The organism is Parvibaculum sp. (assembly GCF_035511255.1).
Lineage (GTDB): Bacteria > Pseudomonadota > Alphaproteobacteria > Parvibaculales > Parvibaculaceae > Parvibaculum.
Map to the genome: position 1 here is coordinate 1 of NZ_DATKFR010000437.1, position 19,177 is coordinate 19,177.

Genomic DNA, 19,177 nt, shown 5'->3' on the forward strand with positions numbered 1-19,177 from the left:
AAGGCGAGTGCGCTGGTACCGAGGATCACCGCGGCGTCATAGGCGGCCGTCAATCCGCTGACGACAGGTTGCGAAACCGGCTGCGGCCGGATCGCCTGCATCGACAGGCCTTTTGCCGATGAAATCGTCTCCGCCATGACATCGCTCCAAACTGACGCGCCCCGCGCCCGGTCCCGTAGTCTGATAACAACTGTCTTCTGCCACAGAGGCTGCAAGGTCTGTTGTGATCACCGCAGGGAAGAAGCGTGACCAGTGCGGGACCGCGCTATTTCCTCGCCCGCTTCCCTGGCGGCGGTTTGCGACGGCTCGCGTTTCAGCACGCCGTCGAGAATTGTGGCGGCAAAACGGCCGGGCGTTCGATGCGCGGCGAAAGCCTTCACGGTCTTCTCTTCGGCGAGTGCCGCCGGGCCGCGCCTGACCGCTTTGGAAATCGCCGAGGCCAACGCAGCGGCATCCGTCGTATCGACCGCAAGACCCAGCCTGTGTTCGCGTGTCAGTCTGCCGATCAGTCCATAATCCTGCGTGATGATCGGCTTGCCGGCGCTCGCCGCCCAGAGCATGACGCCGCTCGAGCCCACAAAACGTTGATAGGGCGCGAGAATGACGTCGGCGCGGCGCACCAGTCCGGCAAGTTCTTCCGCCGGCAGGAAGCGGTCGTCGAAGGAGAGTCGCAAGGGAAGCACGGAACGCAACGCATCCGCTCGCTCCGCCGCGAGTTCCCGCAACGGGGGCTCGATGCGGCCGGCGACGAGGACGGACATACGCGCCGCCGTTTCGGGCGCAAGATGCGCGAGCGCGTCGAAAAGCGCGAGCAGCCCCTTGCGCTCGCTGATCTCTCCGAAAAGCAGAAAGAGAACGCGGCCATCCGTCGGCCGGATACCCGCGGCCTCCGGAGAAGGCGCGGGGAGCGGAAAGGCCGGATCGACGAGCCCTCTGACTTTCGACGTGGCGGTCGTCGAAAGGAAGTAGGGATCGAGGGAGAAAACGATATCGAGGGATGGATTGCGCAGCATGAGAGCGTAGAGAACCTGTTTGCGCAGATCTCGGATGCGTTCCTTCAGACTCGTCCTCGAAGCCGCGTGGTCGTCATCGTAATGTGCGGACGGCCGGAACAGGATGCCGGAGACCGGACGGCGCGCACGCAGGCCGAGGGCGAGCGGCAGCGTGATGTGATCGAGGCCGAGAAAGAAGCCGTAGTCCGCGCCGCTCGACGCGAGATGGCTCTGCATCGTATTCCAGCGTCCCATGCCGCTGACGGCGAGCTGTGGGGCGAGCGACCGGCGCTCTTCCTTCTCGCTCAGGGTTTGGATGGATGTCGAGGGCGGCACATGGATCGCCTCGGCGAGCCGACGTGGAACGGCAAGCGTCAGCTTGAGATATGGATGACGCTCGGCCGCAAAGCGCGTGAGATGCTCGAACCATTCGCGCGCATGGCCCCGCTCGTCCGGTTCGAAGATCAGGATGTGACGGGGAGGGGCGTCGGCCATGCGATCAACGTCCATGCAGTGCGTTGGCGAAATCCCGCAACACCTTGGGCTTCGCATGTCGTTCGAGGACATGGGCGCGTCCCCGCGCGCCGAGTTCGTCGCGCCGCGTCCTGTTCGCCGCGAGCGCGAGCAGCGCCTCGGCGAAGGCTTGCGGATCGTTCGGTGGTACACAGGCGAAGGCGCCCGTCTCCTCGCACATGCGCGAGAGAAGGCTGCCGGGCTCCGCCGTGGCGATGAAAGGTCGGCCCGCCGCCATGATGGCGAAGATTTTCGACGGCACCGCGAAATCGGCGCCTTGCGGGTTCTGCGGTACGAGATGAATGTCGCCTTCGGCGAGTGCTTCGTTGAGCCGCTCCGGCGGCAACAACGGCATGAACTCAACATTACGCAGGCCAAGTTCGCGTGCGGTCTGCCGGAGCGCCTCCGCCTCCCGGCCCTCACCCCGCAACACAAGCCGGATATCGGATTTCGCGTGCTGTAGAAGCTTTGCAACATCGAGAATCTGCCGCAGTCCCTGCTTCTTGCCGAAATTTCCGCTGTAGAGAACCGTGATCGGCCCGGCGGTTTCGTTACGGCAGGGATAGATGGCGTCGGTATCGATCCAGATCGGCAGCACCTGGATCGGCGTCGTCACGTCGCGCTCCTCGAGCTGGATGCGCATGTTTTCCGACAATACGAGAACGAGGTCGGTTCGGTTGAGCGCCGCGCGCTCGATCCAGCGCAAAAGGCCGAGCAGTGCGCCGCCGCCCATGATGCCGAGCCCCTCCGCAAGCCCGGATTCGATATCGTGAATGATCGCAACATGGCGTCCCCGCCGCCTCGTCATCGCAATACCGAGGATCACGGTCAGAATCGACGGGCACAGCGAGACGACGATTTCGCGTCGCCGCACGCGACCGCGCGAAAGCTCCAGAAGCCCCCGCATCAGGAATCCTGCGCCCGTCATCATGCGCCGCATCGCGCCACCGCCGGTCAGCACCCGGTTCGATAGCCGCGTTACCGGCACGCCATCGACGATCTCCTCGTCCCGGGCACCGGAACGATAATCGGCGAACACGGCGTCGCTCGGATAATGCGGGCGTGCGGTCACCACGCGCACATCGATGCTATGCGCGTTGAGCCATTCAGCCATATCGCCGCAATAAGGGCCTGAGCCGATCCATTCGGGCCGGTAATACTGGGTGACGAAAAGCGCGCCCGGTGCCGGCGAGGAGGCGGCCATCACGCGACCTTCGTGGCGAGCGCCTTGCCGCCGCCCCGCTTTGCGTTCGTATACGTGTAGTGGAGATCGACCGAGGCGTAGCGCTTGTAGAGTTTCGGATCGACCTGCGCGAGCGCGACGCCGGAAATATGCCCGCCCGACATTCGCACCTGTTTGATCGCGTCTGCTGCCACATCCTGCGACGTATGGCGCCAGCGCGCGACAAACACCGTCGCGTCGACAATGCGCGCATACTGCATTGCCTCGCTGCCGACGAGGACCGGCGGCGTGTCGAGAATGACGAGTTCATAATGCCGGGACAATGAACTCAAAAGGGCGCGCAGCCTTTCGAAATCCGGCACATAGCCCGTGCCGTGCGGCACGCGGCCGGCAAAAATCGCGTGAAGGCCGGAGGTCGGATCGCGATAGACGGCTTCGTCGGGCGTCGCCTCGCCATTCAGAAGCTCCACCAGACCCGGCTGCGACGGTTGGCCGAGAAGGCTGTGAAGGCTCGGTCGGCGCAGATCGCCATCGACGACGATGACGCGGCGGCCGCTATAGGCAAGCAGCCGCGCCATCGAAATGCTGATGAGCGACTTGCCTTCGTCCGGGATCGACGAGGTCATCATGATGACGCTCGGGCTTTCGCCCGGATGCGTCAGCACGAGTTTGGTATGGAGTTTGCGCACGGCCTCGCTGAAGGGCGAAGCGGGATCGCGAATCACATGCTCAGCCGCCGCCGACGCGCGGAAAGTCGGAATCATCGCGAGCGTCGGAAGGCCAGTCCTCCGTTCGACGTCCTCGCTGGTACGGAACGAGCGGTCGAGCGAATCCGCAAAAAGCGCGAGCAGTGCGCCGCCGATGAGGCCGGCGAGCCCCGCACCGACGAAAATCGCCGCCGTCGGCGGGAACGCGGCTTTGTTCGGCATGCTCGCATGTGAGATGACCCAGGCGTCGGGTTGCTGGAAGTCCTGCTGTGCGGCCGTCTGCTTGTAACCTTCGAGGAAATTCTGGAAGAGCGTGCTCGAAGCCTGCGCCTCGCGTTCAAGCTCGCGAAGCTTGATCGACTGCTCGTTGGTCTGACCGACCGCGCCCTGTGTACGATCTAGGCTCGCTTTGAGCGCATTGTAGCGCGCCTGGGCGGCCGTCTGCTCGTTCTTGAGGCTGGCAACGATCTGCGCCACCTGCGCCCGTTCCTTGGCATTGATGTCGGCGATCTGCGCCTTGATGTTCTGAATCTGCGGATGCTTGGGGCCGTAGATCGAGGAGAGTTGCGCGGCCTGCTGCTCTACATCCGTGCGCTTTTCTTCCAGCGCCTGAATGATCGGAGAGGCAAGAACCTGCGGGATGCTCTTCGGATCCTTGCCAGCTTTCAACATTGCCGTCGCTTGGCCGAGCTGCGCGTCGGCTTCCGCCTTCGCGGCCTCGGCGGTGACGAGCTGCGTGCTGAGTTCCGACATCTGCTGCGTGGTGACGGTAGCGTTGTTCGCCTCGTATAGATTGTTCGCGCGGCGATAATCCTCGACGGCGCGTTCGTCATTGTCGACCTGGGCGCGGAGCGTCTGGATCTGGGCGCTCAGCCATTCATTTGCTTTCTGTGTGGTCTGAGCCTTGAAGATGAGCTGCTGCTCGATATAGAGATCCGCAAAGGCGTTGGCGATCCGCATCGCCTTGGCCGGACTTTGCGAGGTCGCGGAGACCTCGAGCACATGCGAACGGTCGGCGGCGTCGACGCTGACGGCGTTCAAAACGGTGCTAATAACGCGCTGGCGAGCCTGCTCTTTCTTTTCATCGCTGGCGGTCTCGTCGGAGCTCGTTTCGGACGAGAATTTGAAGAGCCCCTTGATCCCGGCGAGGAGGCTCTCCGGACGCAGCGCCGGATTGAATTCCGGGTCGTGATCGAGGGCGAGCCGCTCCACCACACGCTCGGCCGTGGCGCGCGATGCGATCACATGTCCCTGGCTTTCGACGGTATCGCGGTCCACCACGAGCTTGTCGACCGACGACTGGGCCCCGGCCACGTTGCTACCCGGCACGCCGATAAGCACCTCCGAGGTCGCCATGAAAAGAGGTGTCATCAAGCTCGTCGCCACGAAGGAGACGATGAGAAGGGTGCCGACCGTGCCGATGATGAAGATCTTGCCGCGCCAAAGTTTGCGCAGCATTGCCATGGCGTCGGATTCCGACGCCGGCGGAATGGAAAATCCCGGGACGACGGGCTCGACTTGTCTGGAATTGCCGAAGCCGGGTGCGCTCGGAAGCTGGTTGGAAAGGGTCATGCTCAGAACCACCTTTCTCGTACTGTGATGACGTCGCCGGGGTGAACCTTCGTCTGCTGCTGCGCATCCTGCTGCGCGCTCGACGGATCGCCAGCACGGGTGATGTAGAAATCCTCTTCCTTGGCGCGATAGGTAAAGCCGCCGGCCATCGCGACGGCGTTGATGACCGTCATGCCGTTCGTATAGGCGTAGTTCCCGGGATTGTTGACTTCACCGACAATGTAGAAGGGCCGGTAGGTCATGATCTCCACGCTGACGCGCGGATCGCGCAGGTAGTCGGGTTGCAGCTTCGAAGCGATCTGCGATTCGAGCTGCGTCGCCGAGAGTCCGCCGGCGTCGACGTTGCCGATCAGCGGAAATGCGATCTCGCCCGTTCCGTTGACCTGGAACTCGCCCGTGAGATCGGGCTGCCCATACACGATGACGCGAACGCGGTCGCCGGCGCCGAGTTGATAGTTGGGATCGTTGATGATGCCCGGCGCGCCCTTGCCGCCGCCCGGGTGCCCTCCCGGATTCTGATGACCGGGCATCTGTTGCCCGGGTACCTGGCCGGGCGTGGCGGAGGCCGCTGCCGGTGCGTTGGCCTGCATCTGCATTTGTGCGTCGGCCGACATCGCCGGCTCCGTCGCGAAAATCGACAGGCCGACGCACGCGGCGCCGGCCACGATCCATCGAACGAGAAGATTTCCGCCGATCATCTGTCAGTCTCCTTCAGTCGTATCCATGCGAGCGGCAAACCCGGGCGTGCTCCAAGAACGCCGCTATTTCCAAAAGGTCGCGCAAGGCGGAACGACGATCTGTGGTCAATCCGGGGCAAGCGCGATGCCGCTTCGATACTCAGTTCCGGCCGTAGTTGTCCTCGAACCGGACGATGTCGTCCTCGCCGAGATACGCGCCCGATTGCACCTCGATCAGATGCAGGGGTAGGCGACCGGGATTCTCAAGCCGGTGTGTCATTCCCTGGGGGATATAGGTCGACTCGTTTTCGCGAAGGAGCTGCGTCTTGCCATCGCAAGTGATGCGCGCCGTTCCGCTGACGACCACCCAGTGCTCGGCTCGATGGAAATGCATCTGCAGGCTGAGTTGCGCGCCAGGCTTCACCATGATGCGTTTGACCTGGAAGCGGTCGCCGAGGTCGACGGTCTGGTAAAAACCCCAGGGCCGGTAGACGCGCTTGTGATGCGCGGTTTCGGACCGGTTGTCCCGCGACAGCGTCTCGACCATCCGGCCGACATCGCCGCAGCGATCGGCGGAGGCGACCAGCAATGCATCTTCCGTCGAAACGACGATGACATTGTCGAGCCCGAGGGCGGCGACGAGGCGTCCGTCGGAACGGATGTAGCAATTGCTGACGCCTTCGGCCATCACGTCGCCATGCAGCACGTTGCCGTCCGCGTCGCGCGGATGTGCATCCATCAGAGCATGCCAAGATCCGACGTCGTTCCATCCCATCTCGGCGGGCACGATTGCGGCGCGATCGGTATGTTCCATGACGGCGTAATCGATCGAGATGTTCGGAGAGGCAGCGAAGGCCTTTTCGTCGAGATGGAAAAAGCTCTTGTCGTCGCGGCCTTTCTCGACCGCGCGCCGACAGGCATCGACAACGCCGGGTTGCAGGCGTTCGAGCTCCTTCAGGTACTCGACGGCCGGCAGCAGAAAAATGCCGGAATTCCAGTGATAGGCGCCGCTCTCGATATAGGTCTGCGCGGTGTCGCCATCGGGCTTTTCGACGAAGCGCGACAGTGCATGAACGCCCGCATATTCCTCGAGGCCGTTACCGGATTCGATGTAACCATAACCGGTTTCCGGTCGTGTCGGCGCGATGCCGAAGGTGACGAGATGTCCGTGCGCGGCGGCCGGTGTGGCGAGGTGCACGACGTTGCGAAACGCTTCGACATCGGCGATGAGATGATCGGACGGTTCGACGAACATGATCGCGCCTGGATCCTCGGCGATGAGCAGCAAGGCCGCCGCCGCGAGCGCGGGCGCCGTGTTGCGCCGGGTCGGCTCGAGCACGATGCGCCAGGGTTCGACGCCGATTTCCAGAAGCTGTTCGGCGATAAGAAAACGATGCTCTTCGTTGGCGATAACGAGAGGGCGTCCGAACAACGGATCGTCCGCGGTCCTCGCCGCCGTTTCCTGCAGCATCGTGCGATCGGAAAGAAGCGGCAGCAGTTGCTTCGGATAGGCCGAGCGCGACAGGGGCCACAGCCGCGTGCCGGAGCCGCCGCACAGCAGGACCGGATAAATGTGGCGCGCGGGTGCTTCGTCGGCATTGCGGCGTAGATCGAGGACGTTCATATGCCACCTTCCTCGTGTTGCGGCGATAAGCGTCGAAGGTGGCGCAGCCCCCCATGGCTTGCGAGTGACCAAACCGTGGTCCGTGACGGCCGGTGCGTTTCGTCTGGTGCTCGACGGGCACAGAAGAAAACTTCGACGGAGGCTTTCCAGCTCGGCCACGTAATTGCCACAACCTTGCCCATGTCGCCTCATAGACTGTGTTCGGTGTGACGGAAGTAAATCCAGAGGCCGCGATTATTTGCCCGTGAGGAGTAAAGAGATGGACGATCTGTTGGATGGAATGGAGGCTCATATCAAGGGATTGCGAAGATATGCGCTCGCCCTTGTCGGGGATCCGGCCGATGCGGACGATCTCGTTCAGGAAAGCCTCAGGCGCGTACTCTCCTATGTCGGAGATCGCGACAGCGTCGAAAACTGGAAGGCATATCTCTATACGACGTTACATAATGTCCGGGCGGTGCACTTCGCTCGCCGTGCCGCACAGAACCAGGTCTCTCTCGACGATTATGCAGAGGAAATTTCCTGCCCGGCGCCTCAGCATGCACATCTCGAATATCTCGATCTCTCTCGCGCGCTGATGCGTCTGCCCGTCGATCAAAGGGAGGTCGCTCTCCTGGTCGGCCTCGAGGGCCTGTCCTATCGCGAGGTCGCCGACCTTCTGGACATTCCTCTTGGAACCGTGATGTCTCGCTTGAGCCGCGCGCGCGTTGCGCTTCGGCGGCTGACGAGCGGCATCCCCGAAACCGGGAAGCCGGAGCTGACGGAAGAGGGGCTGGGCCTCCAACGCGACGGCGCCACGATCGAGACCGGCCGGGCTTGAACGGCGGTAGGGCCGGTTCGGGCCGACCTGCGTCTGCGGCGGCGACGAACGGGTGTACCGCTTTGTTCCCAAACTGCTAGATTGCCCGTAAGGGCCGCCCGCAAGACGGCCGTTAACCCTTGCCGGCTGCCATCCTCGGGGCCTCTTCGTGAGAGCCGGGCGGATGTGCTAGGGTCCGGCGTCAGGCAACGGGGATCGAAGTGACGATATATCCAGTCATTCTTTCGGGCGGCGTGGGCTCCAGGCTCTGGCCCACCTCCCGCGCGCTTTATCCCAAGCAGCTTCTGCCGCTCGTGTCCGAGCGCGCCATGCTGCTCGAAACCGCGCTCCGGGTCACCGACCCGGCCCTGTTTGCGCCGACCATCGTCGTTTCCAACGACGAACATCGCTTCATCATCGCGCAGCAGATGCGGGAGGCCGGCCTGGTTCCGCTTGCCCATCTGCTCGAGCCCGAGGGCCGGAACACGGCGCCCGCCGCCGCCGCCGCCGCCGCCTTCGTGCAGACCCGCGATCCCAGGGGCATCGTTCTCGTGCTGCCCGCCGATCATCATATTCGCGATATCGCGGCTTTCCGCGCCGCTGTGGAGAGGGGGGCCGAGCTGGCGCACGATGGGAAGCTCGTCACCTTCGGTATCGTTCCGTCCGCTCCCGAGACCGGTTACGGCTACATAAAGCGCGGCGTGCCGGTGGGTACAGGGGCTTTCGCCGTCGCGCGCTTCGTCGAGAAGCCCGACATGGCCACGGCGAAGACCTACCTCGACCAGGGCGGCTACGACTGGAACGCGGGCATTTTCATGTTTCGTGCCGACCGCATACTCGATGAAATGCGCATCCATTGCCCGTCGATCGCGGCGCTCGCCGCCGAAGCGGTGCATAAGGGCAATCGCGATCTCGATTTTCTTCGGCTCCAGTCCGAAGCGTTCCGCGCTTGCCCGTCGAACTCGATCGACTACGCGGTCATGGAACATACACGCGACGCCGTCGTCGTGCCCGTCGACATGGGTTGGAGCGACATCGGCAGTTGGTCGGCACTGTGGGATGTCGGCGACAAGGACCGGAGCGGCAATGTGGCCACTGGCGACGTTCTCACCGAAGACACGCGGAATTGCTTCATCCGCGCGGAGACAGGCCTCGTCGCGACGCTCGGTGTCGAAAATCTGATCATCGTCGAAACCGGCGATGTTCTTTTCGTCGCCGCGAAGGATCGTGTGCAAGACGTGAAGAAGATCGTCGAGCGCATCGCCGCGAACGGCCGCACCGAGCATCAGGCCCATAATCGTGTCTACCGTCCCTGGGGCTTCTATGAAAGCCTCGACACGGGGGAGCGCCATCAGGTGAAGCATCTGATGGTTTATCCGGGCGCCGCCCTCTCGCTCCAGATGCATCATCGTCGTGCCGAGCATTGGGTCGTGGTCAGCGGCCATGCGCGCGTCACCGTCGGCCACGATGTCAGAATTCTCTACGAAAACGAGTCGACCTACATCCCGGTCGGCACGAAGCATCGGCTTGAAAATCCGGGTACCGATCCTCTGAGCATCATTGAGGTGCAGTCGGGCGACTATCTCGGCGAGGATGACATTGTGCGGTTCGACGACGTTTACGGGCGTAGCTCGAAAGCGTCGGCGGCGGAATGAGATCATCGGAAACATGACCGGCAAACAGCATCTGGCAGGCAAGGTCGAGGCACTGAAGGGAGCGAGAATTCTCTGCGTCGGCGACGTGATGCTCGACCGCTACATCTATGGCGACGTCGAACGTATCTCGCCGGAGGGACCCATTCCCGTTCTGCGCGTCAAGGATGAGCGCACCATGCTGGGCGGGGCGGGCAATGTGGTGCGCAATCTAGCGGCCCTTGGCGCGCATGTGGCCTTTGCCTCCGTCATCGGCGCGGACGATATCGGCGAGGAAATTTCGCGCATGCTCGCTGCCGTGCCGCAGGTCGATGCGAGTCTCGCCGTCGATCCGCAGCGCCGCTCCACCGTGAAGCAACGCTATGTTGCCATGGGTCAGCAGGTCCTGCGCGCCGATTATGAAACGAACACGTCCCTGTCGCCGGCGCTTCAGCGCGAGGTGATCGATCGCGCACTTGGATTGTTGGCCGATATTCAGGTCGTTGTTCTATCGGATTACGGCAAGGGTGTTCTGACGCAGGATGTCTGCACCGCCGTCATTACGGCTGCCCGGGCCGCCGCGATCCCGGTCATCGTCGATCCGAAGGGACGAAATTACGACCTTTATCGCGGGGCGAGCGTCGTCACGCCGAACCGCAAGGAACTCGCCGAAGCGACCGGCCAGGCCGCGAGCGACGACGTGGCGATCGTCTCTCTGGCGCGCAGGCTCATCGAGGACGCGCAACTTGATGCCATGATCGTGACGCGAAGCCAGGAGGGCATGAGCGTCGTCACCGCGGATGGCAATGTCGCGCACCTCCCCGCCGAATCCCGAGAGGTGTTCGACGTCTCGGGTGCCGGCGACACAGTGATTTCCACACTGGCGGCGGCGCTCGCCACCGGATTGCCGCTCGTCGACGCGGCAAGCCTCGCCAATACGGCGGCCGGTATCGTTGTCGGCAAGGTCGGCACCGCTGTCGTCTATCGCGACGAACTGGCGGCCAAGTTGCGCGAGCATGAGCTCTCGTCGATGGAGTTGAAGATCGTCACGCGGGAGGCGGCCGCCGACATAGCGGCGGCATGGCGCCGCAAAGGCCTCAAGATAGGCTTCACCAACGGTTGCTTCGATCTGCTTCATCCAGGGCACGTCGCGCTGCTCGGTCGGTCTCGTGCGCTCTGCGATCGTCTGATCGTCGGCCTGAACAGCGACGCCTCGGTCACACGGCTCAAGGGCCCGACGCGCCCGGTCCAGCCCGACGTGTCGCGCGCGACGGTGCTTGCTTCCCTCTCCAGTGTCAATCTCGTCGTCATCTTCGGCGAGGACACCCCGGAGAACCTGATCGGCGCCATTCGTCCCGATATTCTCGTCAAGGGCGGCGACTACACCGTCGAAACGATCGTCGGCGCCGCCTTCGTGCAGAGCTATGGCGGTCAGGTCGCCGTGATAGATCTTGTCCCGGGCTTCAGCACCACGAAAACCCTCGAAAAACTCAATAGCTGATCTGGGGCCTCTTCGCTCATCGGCTGCGCGTCTCGCTCTCCCGATCGTGACTCTCGGAGTCTTCAATGCCGCTTTCCCGTCTTTTCCGCTTTCACGTCCTGACTGGAGGCGCGGTCCTTCTGACCGGTCTCGTCCTGTCCGGCTGTGCCGACGCGCGCACTTCCGCTCGCGTACCGGAAACGCGCCTGCCCATGGCGCCGCCGGTCAATGAGAACGATCAGCGTTTCGCCGACTGGCTGACGGAGTTCCGCCTCGAGGCCATGAAGGCGGGCATCACGGGAGCGACCTTCGACCGCGCGATGCGCGACGTCGCGCCCGACGAGGACGTCGTCGCGGCGGACCAGAACCAGCCGGAATTCGTGAAGCCGGTCTGGGACTATCTGAAGGGTGCGCTGTCCGACAAACGCGTGGCGCGCGGCAAGGCGCTGCTCGTCGAGAACAAGGCGTTGCTCGACCGGATCGAGAAGGCCTATGGCGTCGATCGGAGCGTCGTCGTCGCCATTTGGGGGCTCGAGTCCAATTACGGCGATCACATGGGGACGCAGAACGTCGTACGCTCGCTCGCCACGCTCGGTTTCGAGGGGCGCCGCCCGGAGTTCGGTCGCGCGCAATTGATCGCGGCACTGAAGATCATTCAGGCCGGCGACATCCAGCCGGAAGAAATGCTCGGCTCCTGGGCGGGCGCGATGGGCCAGACGCAGTTCATCCCGACCACCTATCTTGCCCATGCCCTCGATTTCGACGGCGACGGCAGACGCGACATCTGGCATTCGACCGCCGACACGCTGGCCTCGACGGCGCATTATCTGCAGGTCTCGAAATGGCAGACCGGCGGCCATTGGGGGTTCGAGGTCGCGATGCCGGCGCATTTCGACTATGCGCTGGCCGACATGTCGCTGACGAAGAGCATCGCCGAATGGTCGAAGCTCGGATTGAAGCGCGCCGACGGCCGCGCTTTCCCGGCGACCGACACGGAGGAGACGGCCTCGCTGCTGCTGCCCGCGGGCTACAAGGGGCCGGCCTTCCTCGTCCTCAACAATTTCCGCTCGATCCTCGTCTACAACGCCTCGACCTCCTACGCGCTCGCGGTCTCGCTGCTCTCCGACCGCTTCAAGGGCATGGGCGAGATCAAGAGAGGTTGGCCCTATGACGAGCGCCCGCTGACCCGCAGCGAGCGCGAGGAACTGCAGGCGCTGCTGACCGCCAAGGGCTATGACCACGGCAAGGCCGACGGCATCATCGGCTACAACACCCGCAAGGCGATCCGTTCCTACCAGCAGTCGGTCGGCCTGCCGCCCGACGGCTATCCGACGGCGTCGCTCCTCGAAAGGATGCGGACAAACTGACCTGTTGCGTCGATGAGTTGTTTCTTGTTTAATCCTATCAACTTAATATGTTTGATGGATGGGCATGGCAAGCGCAATTGGAGCCGGAGCAGTTCTGGAGAAAGCAGGAACGGCCGTCGTGACACCGGTCTCGACGGCGGTGGGTGCGGAAATTTCCGGTGTCGATCTCTCACGGGCCCTTCTCGACGCGGATTTGCGGACGATCCGGCAGGCGCTTCTCGATCATGGCGTCGTCTTCTTCCGTGACCAGAACCTGACGCCTGAATAGCATATCGCGTTTGCCGAGCGCTTCGGGCCGATCAACGTCAACCGCTTCTTCCAGCATGTGTCCGGCTATCCCCAAATCGCCGAAGTACGCAAGGAGCCCGAGCAGAAGATCAATGTCGGCGGCGGCTGGCACACGGATCACAGCTACGACCAGATTCCGGCGCTGGGCTCGATCCTGTTGGCGCGCGAGCTGCCGGCGCTCGGCGGCGATACGCTTTTCGCGAACATGGCGCGCGCCTACGAAACGCTTTCGGACGGTTTGAAGAAGACACTGGAAGGCCTGCAGGCCTTGCATTCGAGCCGCCACGTCTTCGGCCACAAGGCGGCGGTCAACACGTCGGAGGTGGCCGACGTCAACGGCCGGATCGGCAATCCCGACGCCGCGACCCAGGACTCGATCCACCCGGTCGTCCTGACGCATCCCGAGTCCGGCAAAAAGATCCTCTACGTGAATCCGGGTTTTACCGTGAAGTTTGTAGGCTGGACGAAAGAGGAGAGCACTCCGCTCCTGAACTTCCTCTACAAGCACGCGATGCGGCCGGAGTTTTCCTATCGCTTTCAATGGCGTGAAGGCTCCATCGCCTTTTGGGACAATCGTTCGACCTGGCATTTGGCCATCAACGATTATCATGGGGCCCGGCGGCTGATGCACCGGATCACCGTCGAGGGCACGCCCCTCGTTTAAAATGCGTGAGCGAAAGAACGGCGCTGCTATAGTGCCGCGCCATGAACCTGCGCCAGATACGATATTTCATCGCCGCCGCCGAGACGGAATCCGTCTCGCGCGCCGCGCAGGAGCTCGGCATCTCCCAATCCGCCATCACCTCGGCGATCCAGGCGCTCGAATACGAGACCGGGGCGAGCCTCTTTGTGCGCCATGCGAAGGGTGTGCGTCTGACGCATGAGGGCCATCAACTCGTCCTCCATGCGCGCCGCATCATGGCGGCGGTGGCGGATGCGCGCCGCGCGGTCGGCATCCGGCCCGAGGCCATGTCCGGCGACCTCAATGTCGGCGTGACGCACATGGTGTCCGGCTACTACCTCGCCGATCTGCTGGCGCGCTTCCGCCGCGTCTTTCCGCAGGTCGACGTCCGCGTCGTCGAGGACGAGCGTACCTATCTCGAACATCTGCTGGTCAATGGCGAACTCGATGTCGGCCTTCTGTTGGTTTCGAACCTGCAGGATCGGCAGGCCCTCGAATCCGAAGTGCTGATCCGCTCCCCCTGGCGCATCTGGCTGCCGGCGGGTCACGCACTTCTGTCGCAGCACGTCTTGACGCTCGACGATCTCGCCGACGAGCCGCTCATCATGTTGTCGGTCGACGAACTCATAGAGACGACGACGGCCTATTGGCGCGAAGAGGGGCTCGATCCGAATATCGTGCTCAGGACAGCGTCGGTCGAGGCTGTGCGCAGTCTCGTCGGCATGGGCGTCGGCCTCGCGACGCTGCCCGACATGGCCTATCGCCCTTGGTCGCTCGACGGAGACAGGCTCGAGGCGCGGGAACTCGCCAATCCCATTCCGACGGTGGATGTCGGCCTCGTCTGGCGGCGCGGCGCACCGCTCCGTCCGACCGCGAGCCAGTTCCTCGACATGTGTCGCGAATACAGTCCACCCAGCACGCGCCGCCGCCTTCCCGGAAATTGATCTCGCGGAACTGAAAAACCCGCGACCGTTTCCGGCCGCGGGTTCTCCGTCTTCGTTGCAGACCGTCGATCAGAAGGTCGTGCGGAGCGTGACGCCGATCGTGCGCGGATCGCCGAGGAAACCCGCCGTCGCGCCTTCGTTGAAGGGAAGGACGCCGATCGCCGTGTAATATTCCTCGTCGAAGAGATTGTTCGCCCAGAGAGAGATATCGAGCGAGCGATCGTCGAGGCGCGCGCCGAGGCGCAGATTGGCGAGGCCATAGGCTCCCACCCAAGTATAGGCCGATGTGCCCGACTGCGCCGACGATTTGTAGTTGTAGTCGCCGCTGACATAGGCGTTGACCCCTTGCGCGAAGAGATCGCCCACCGGCCACTCATACTGGGCGCCGACGAAGCCCGCCCAGCGCGGCGCACCCGGAACCTGCTTGCCGCTCGCATTGCAGGTATTCAGATAGGAATCCTCGGGCGGGCAGGGCGCGTTGTCGAAGGACAGGTACTTCGCGTCGGTGAACGCGCCCGCCGCCGTCAACGTCAGGCCCTCGATCGGAACCGCCTGTGCGTCGATCTCGACGCTGCGCGAGCGCACCTTGCCGACATTGGCGAGATAGCTGACGGTGGTCGTGCCGTTGTACCAGGCGGAAGTCGACTGATAGTTCTTGATGTCTTCCCAGAAAAGAGCCGTGTTGAAACGCAAACGGTTGTCGAACCACTGCGTCTTGAAGCCGATCTCGTAGCTGTTCGCCGTTTCCGGGTCGAGCACGCGCTTGGCATTCGGATTGGCCGGGTTGATATAGGCGACGTTGATGCCCCCCGACTTGTAGCCGCGATTGAAGGATACATAGCCGAGCAGGTCTTCGGTGAATTTGTAGTTGAGCGACACGCCGCCGGAGAGGGCTCCCTCGCTGTGTTCCTGCGTGAACTCCGCCGCGCCGGCCGCCGTCGGAGCGACGCCGTTGCGGACGGCGTTGATGTAGATCTGTTCCAGAGGCGAGTAGCCCGAAATATCCGCGCCGCCGGAATTGGTGCGGATGAAGCTCGCCGTCTTTTTCTCCCACGTATAGCGCAGACCGCCCGTCAGGCTGAGTTCTTCATCGAAATGATACGTGCCCTGACCGAAGGCGGCATAGCTGTTGGTCTTCGGCTCGGCATGATCGTCCGTGGTGAAGCCGGTAAGCGCGGCATTGCCGAGATAGGCGGGGACGGCGGAGAGGGCCGTGCCGGGGCTGATATAGCTGAACGCGTCCGGCCCGAAGGTGTTGAGGTTGTCGCTCTTGATGTGCTGCCAGAAGTAATAAAGGCCCGCCACATATTCGAAGGTCTCGTCCTTCGGCGATGCGATGCGGAGTTCCTGGCTGAACTGGTTCTGATGTGAGACCGTATTGTTCGCGGCGAGGATCGAGGCGCCGAGATAGTCCCAGTCGTTGACCGGGTCGAAGGCCCATTCGCGATAGGCGGTGATCGAGGTCAGCGTGTAGCCGCCGAGCACGTTCCAGTTTGCCTCGGCCGAGAACCCGTGCTGGCTGGTCTTGTTGAGGATCGCCACGTCGGAATCCGTCTCCCTGTTGAACGGATCGACGAAATGGGGCGTGTAGCCGATGGCCGCCGACCGCGAGTCGATGCCGTTCGGAAAGGCGGAGCCGTTGGAGCGGGTCGTGACCTTGTCCTTCAGCACCGCGATGCAGCAGTGGTTCCTCTGCTTGTCGTAATCGGCGATGACGCGCAGATCGAAATCCTGGTTCGGCTTGTAGAGAATCTGTCCACGAAACCCGATGTCGTTGTAGTCGTTCTGGTCGATGCCGAGACGGACATTGTCGACGAAGCCGTCGCGCGTCGACTTGTTGAGCGAGAAGCGATAGGCGAGCACGTCGTTGACGGGCCCCGTCGTTGTCGCGCGCAACTGCTTGTATCCGTAGTTGCCGGCGGACACGTCGAGTTTGGTCTCGGGTTCGAAGCTCGGCTTCGAGGTCGCGATATTGAGGGCGCCGGCAGTCGTGTTCTTGCCGAAGACGGTGCCCTGCGGACCGCGCAGAACTTCGACGCGCTCCAGATCGAGCAGGTCGAAGGTCGCCGAGCCCGGCCGCGCGTAATAGACGCCATCGACGAAGACGCCGACGGCGTTCTCGAGGCCGTCATTGGCGATACCGCTGCCGAGGCCGCGAATGTTCAGCGTCGTGTTGCGGGCATTGGGAATGGTGACCTGCAGCGTCGGCACTTCGCGATAGATCTGGCGGATATTGACCGCGCCTATGTCCTCGAGATGCTGGCCGCCGAGCACGGTCAGCGCGACGGGGACGTCTTGCGATTTCTCGGCGCGCTTTCGGGCCGTGACGACGAGTTCCTCGATCTGCTCCGGCGCGGCGCCGGTATCGGCCGGAGGTGGCGGCGGAGGCGGCGTGTCGGCGGCGAGGGCGCCGGAGGACAGTGCAGTCGTCAGAAGCAGAAGGCCGATGGTGGCCGGACCACGGGAACCCGGCAGCCGAGCCGCGCGGGCGAAATGAAACTTACGCATTAATAGTCTCCGGATATGCGTTCTCTCTCCGCGCTTTCGCGTGGCGGACGCAGAGGTGCTATCCGCCGGGACGCCAGCGGTATGAGCGGTTGAATTTTGGAAATGCCGACCTGGCGGATCAGAGCCGGCCGGCGGAAGGCGCGATCGGCGTCAACAAAGACGCGGACTGTGCCCGGTTGGCGAAGTTTTCGGCATGTGCTTCGTCATTGCAGTGCCCCCGTTCACGGATCCCGCGCACAGGCGGCGATCCGATTTCAATGTTCCCACTCCCGTCATTATTCCTATAGAAATGATATGGATTAGCAAGCGGGAAAATGAAAGGACCTGCAAATCCGTCGTCCGTCCCGGGCGATCGTGGCGGAAGAACATCGGCGTGACAGCATTATCTGCTTATCAGAACGGGCTATGCCGATTTTCCGATTTTCAATTCCCATTATGCTGCCTTACCATTTTTCGGAAAGCCGCGATGGGCGCTCGCCCACTTTTGGTTTGCCTTCAAGAGACTGTTCTAAAAGGGCTTTTCCTTTGGACGCAGGCTGGATGTGCAAGCTCGACAGCGGCAAGCTGATGCGCCGGCCGGAGGGCAGTTCGATGCAGACCAAGCTTTTCATAGACGGCAATTTCGTGGCGGGCGCGGGGGCGGACGAGGAAATCCTCAATCCGGCGACCGGCGCGCTGATCGCGAAAATTCCTTCCGCCTCCAGGGAGCAGATCGACCAGGCGGTCGCCGCCGCGACCCGCGCCTTCAAGAGCTGGGGCCGGACGACGCCCGCCGAGCGGTCGGGCCTTCTTCTCAAGCTGGCGGACCGGATCGAGGCCGAGGGCGAAGCCTTCGCGAAGCTCGAAAGCCTCAATTGCGGCAAACCCTATCCGCGCGCGCTTGAGGACGAGATCCCGGCGATCGCCGATTGCTTCCGCTTCTTTGCAGGTGCCGCGCGCTGCATGTCGGGCAGCGCCGCCGGCGAATATCTGGCGGGCTATACGAGCATGATCCGGCGCGACCCGGTCGGCGTCGTCGCTTCGATCGCGCCCTGGAACTATCCGCTGATGATGGTGGCCTGGAAGATCGCGCCCGCGCTCGCCGCCGGCAATGTCGTGGTGCTGAAGCCCTCCGAGCAGACACCGCTGACGGCGCTGAAACTCGCCGAACTCATCGCCGAACTTTTCCCGGCCGGCGTCTTCAACCTCGTGCTCGGCCGCGGCGAAAATGTCGGCGCGCCGCTCGTCTCGCATCCCGGCGTCCACATGACCTCGCTGACCGGCGACATCGCGACGGGCCGCAAGGTGCTCGAAGCCGCGACCGGCACGCTGAAGCGCACGCATCTGGAACTCGGCGGCAAGGCACCCGTCATCGTCTTCGACGATGCCGACATCGCCTCCGTCGTCGAAGGCGTCCGTACCTTCGGCTATTACAATGCGGGTCAGGACTGCACGGCGGCCTGCCGCATCTATGCGGGCGCCAAGGTCTACGACAAGCTTGCCGCCGATCTCGCCGGCGCCGTCTCGACGATCAAGCTCGGTACGCCCGACGTCGAAGGCGTCGAACTCGGACCGCTCATCAGCGAACGCCAGAGGGCGCGCGTCTCGAGCTTCGTCGAACGCGCCCGGGCGCAGAAGCATATCGAGATTCTGACCGGCGGCAAGCCGGGGGCCGGCAACGGCTTCTTCTACGAGCCGACCGTCGTCGCCGGCGCGCTGCAGGAAGACGAGATTGTGCAGCGCGAGGTCTTCGGTCCTGTCGTTTCGATCACGCGCTTCAACGACGTCGAGCAGGCGGTCGATTGGGCGAATGACAGCCAGTACGGTCTCGCGTCCTCGGTCTGGACCAACGACATCTCGAAGGCGATGCAGACGGCGGCCCGGCTTCAATATGGTTGCACCTGGATCAACACGCATTTCATGCTGGCAAGCGAGATGCCGCATGGCGGCATGAAGTCGTCGGGCTACGGCAAGGACCTTTCCGCCTATGCGCTCGAGGACTATTCGGTCGTCCGGCACGTGATGGTGAAGCTCTGATCCGCTCGCAAGGGAAAGATAGTTTTTGAACGAGATCGCGCGGCAAGACATCGCACAAGGGCAGGCTGGCGCCGCGGAGGAGCCGGTGATCGTCCGGCTTTCCGCCGTGCAGAAGAAATACAAGGATGTCGTCGCGGTCGAGCATGTCGACCTTGAGGTCCGGCGCGGAGAATTCTACACGCTGCTTGGCCCCT

12 protein-coding genes and 1 pseudogene are annotated in these 19,177 nt (G+C 63.2%); 7 read left to right on the forward strand and 6 right to left on the reverse strand.

Going from position 1 to position 19,177, the window contains the following annotated elements; translation table 11 throughout:
* Positions 1 to 227: 227 nt before the first annotated feature.
* The 5 genes from VMR03_RS16480 to VMR03_RS16500 all read right to left on the reverse strand — a co-directional run bounded on the left by VMR03_RS16480 (position 228) and on the right by VMR03_RS16500 (position 7,268).
* The gene (locus tag VMR03_RS16480) at positions 228 to 1,487 is read right to left on the reverse strand and encodes a glycosyltransferase (protein ID WP_325407145.1); all 1,260 of its coding nucleotides are present in this window, start codon (positions 1,485 to 1,487) and stop codon (positions 228 to 230) included.
* Between the two features lie 4 nt (positions 1,488 to 1,491).
* Positions 1,492 to 2,709 (reverse strand): glycosyltransferase family 4 protein, encoded by a 1,218-nt coding sequence (locus VMR03_RS16485; RefSeq protein ID WP_325407147.1) that lies wholly within the window; start codon positions 2,707 to 2,709, stop codon positions 1,492 to 1,494.
* On the reverse strand, positions 2,709 to 4,967 hold the full coding sequence (locus VMR03_RS16490; RefSeq protein WP_325407149.1) for a polysaccharide biosynthesis tyrosine autokinase: 2,259 nt from the start codon (positions 4,965 to 4,967) through the stop codon (positions 2,709 to 2,711). Before VMR03_RS16490 ends, VMR03_RS16485 begins: the two co-directional genes overlap by 1 nt.
* A gap of 2 nt (positions 4,968 to 4,969) precedes the next feature.
* Positions 4,970 to 5,665, reverse strand: coding sequence for a polysaccharide biosynthesis/export family protein (locus VMR03_RS16495; protein ID WP_325407151.1), 696 nt, complete (start codon positions 5,663 to 5,665; stop codon positions 4,970 to 4,972).
* 139 nt (positions 5,666 to 5,804) lie between these two features.
* The gene (locus tag VMR03_RS16500) at positions 5,805 to 7,268 is read right to left on the reverse strand and encodes a mannose-1-phosphate guanylyltransferase/mannose-6-phosphate isomerase (protein ID WP_325407153.1); all 1,464 of its coding nucleotides are present in this window, start codon (positions 7,266 to 7,268) and stop codon (positions 5,805 to 5,807) included.
* 259 nt (positions 7,269 to 7,527) lie between these two features.
* On the opposite strand from VMR03_RS16500, the gene VMR03_RS16505 reads away from it, so the two are divergent.
* The 6 genes and pseudogenes from VMR03_RS16505 (at position 7,528) to VMR03_RS16530 (ending at position 14,459) form a co-directional block, all read left to right on the forward strand.
* On the forward strand, positions 7,528 to 8,088 hold the full coding sequence (locus VMR03_RS16505; protein WP_325407155.1) for an RNA polymerase sigma factor: 561 nt from the start codon (positions 7,528 to 7,530) through the stop codon (positions 8,086 to 8,088).
* 200 nt (positions 8,089 to 8,288) lie between these two features.
* Positions 8,289 to 9,722, forward strand: a complete 1,434-nt coding sequence (locus VMR03_RS16510; protein ID WP_325407157.1) for a mannose-1-phosphate guanylyltransferase/mannose-6-phosphate isomerase — start codon at positions 8,289 to 8,291, stop codon at positions 9,720 to 9,722.
* 13 nt (positions 9,723 to 9,735) lie between these two features.
* A complete protein-coding gene (rfaE1, locus tag VMR03_RS16515) occupies positions 9,736 to 11,199 on the forward strand; it encodes a D-glycero-beta-D-manno-heptose-7-phosphate kinase (RefSeq protein ID WP_325407159.1) in 1,464 nt (487 codons plus the stop codon).
* Positions 11,200 to 11,264: 65 nt separating this feature from the next.
* On the forward strand, positions 11,265 to 12,545 hold the full coding sequence (locus tag VMR03_RS16520) for a lytic murein transglycosylase (RefSeq protein ID WP_325407161.1): 1,281 nt from the start codon (positions 11,265 to 11,267) through the stop codon (positions 12,543 to 12,545).
* A gap of 139 nt (positions 12,546 to 12,684) precedes the next feature.
* Positions 12,685 to 13,497: pseudogene (locus VMR03_RS16525) on the forward strand (TauD/TfdA dioxygenase family protein).
* A 41-nt stretch (positions 13,498 to 13,538) separates the two neighbouring features.
* Positions 13,539 to 14,459, forward strand: a complete 921-nt coding sequence (locus tag VMR03_RS16530; RefSeq protein ID WP_325407163.1) for a LysR family transcriptional regulator — start codon at positions 13,539 to 13,541, stop codon at positions 14,457 to 14,459.
* Positions 14,460 to 14,528: 69 nt separating this feature from the next.
* On the opposite strand, the gene VMR03_RS16535 is transcribed toward VMR03_RS16530, so the two are convergent.
* Positions 14,529 to 16,967, reverse strand: coding sequence for a TonB-dependent receptor (locus VMR03_RS16535; protein ID WP_325407165.1), 2,439 nt, complete (start codon positions 16,965 to 16,967; stop codon positions 14,529 to 14,531).
* 591 nt (positions 16,968 to 17,558) lie between these two features.
* On the opposite strand from VMR03_RS16535, the gene VMR03_RS16540 reads away from it, so the two are divergent.
* Positions 17,559 to 18,983: a gamma-aminobutyraldehyde dehydrogenase gene (locus tag VMR03_RS16540; RefSeq protein WP_325407168.1), complete on the forward strand. Its 1,425-nt coding sequence runs from the start codon at positions 17,559 to 17,561 to the stop codon at positions 18,981 to 18,983.
* Positions 18,984 to 19,177: the final 194 nt, after the last annotated feature.

Bases quoted from the DNA above. Each gene is read 5' to 3' on its own strand.
- VMR03_RS16480 (WP_325407145.1), bottom strand. From the start codon at position 1,487: ATGGCCGACGCCCCTCCCCGTCACATCCTGATCTTCGAACCGGACGAG.
- VMR03_RS16485 (WP_325407147.1), bottom strand. From the start codon at position 2,709: ATGGCCGCCTCCTCGCCGGCACCGGGCGCGCTTTTCGTCACCCAGTAT.
- VMR03_RS16490 (WP_325407149.1), bottom strand. From the start codon at position 4,967: ATGACCCTTTCCAACCAGCTTCCGAGCGCACCCGGCTTCGGCAATTCC.
- VMR03_RS16495 (WP_325407151.1), bottom strand. From the start codon at position 5,665: ATGATCGGCGGAAATCTTCTCGTTCGATGGATCGTGGCCGGCGCCGCG.
- VMR03_RS16500 (WP_325407153.1), bottom strand. From the start codon at position 7,268: ATGAACGTCCTCGATCTACGCCGCAATGCCGACGAAGCACCCGCGCGC.
- VMR03_RS16505 (WP_325407155.1), top strand. From the start codon at position 7,528: ATGGACGATCTGTTGGATGGAATGGAGGCTCATATCAAGGGATTGCGA.
- rfaE1 (WP_325407159.1), top strand. From the start codon at position 9,736: ATGACCGGCAAACAGCATCTGGCAGGCAAGGTCGAGGCACTGAAGGGA.
- VMR03_RS16520 (WP_325407161.1), top strand. From the start codon at position 11,265: ATGCCGCTTTCCCGTCTTTTCCGCTTTCACGTCCTGACTGGAGGCGCG.
- VMR03_RS16530 (WP_325407163.1), top strand. From the start codon at position 13,539: ATGAACCTGCGCCAGATACGATATTTCATCGCCGCCGCCGAGACGGAA.
- VMR03_RS16535 (WP_325407165.1), bottom strand. From the start codon at position 16,967: ATGCGTAAGTTTCATTTCGCCCGCGCGGCTCGGCTGCCGGGTTCCCGT.
- VMR03_RS16540 (WP_325407168.1), top strand. From the start codon at position 17,559: ATGCAGACCAAGCTTTTCATAGACGGCAATTTCGTGGCGGGCGCGGGG.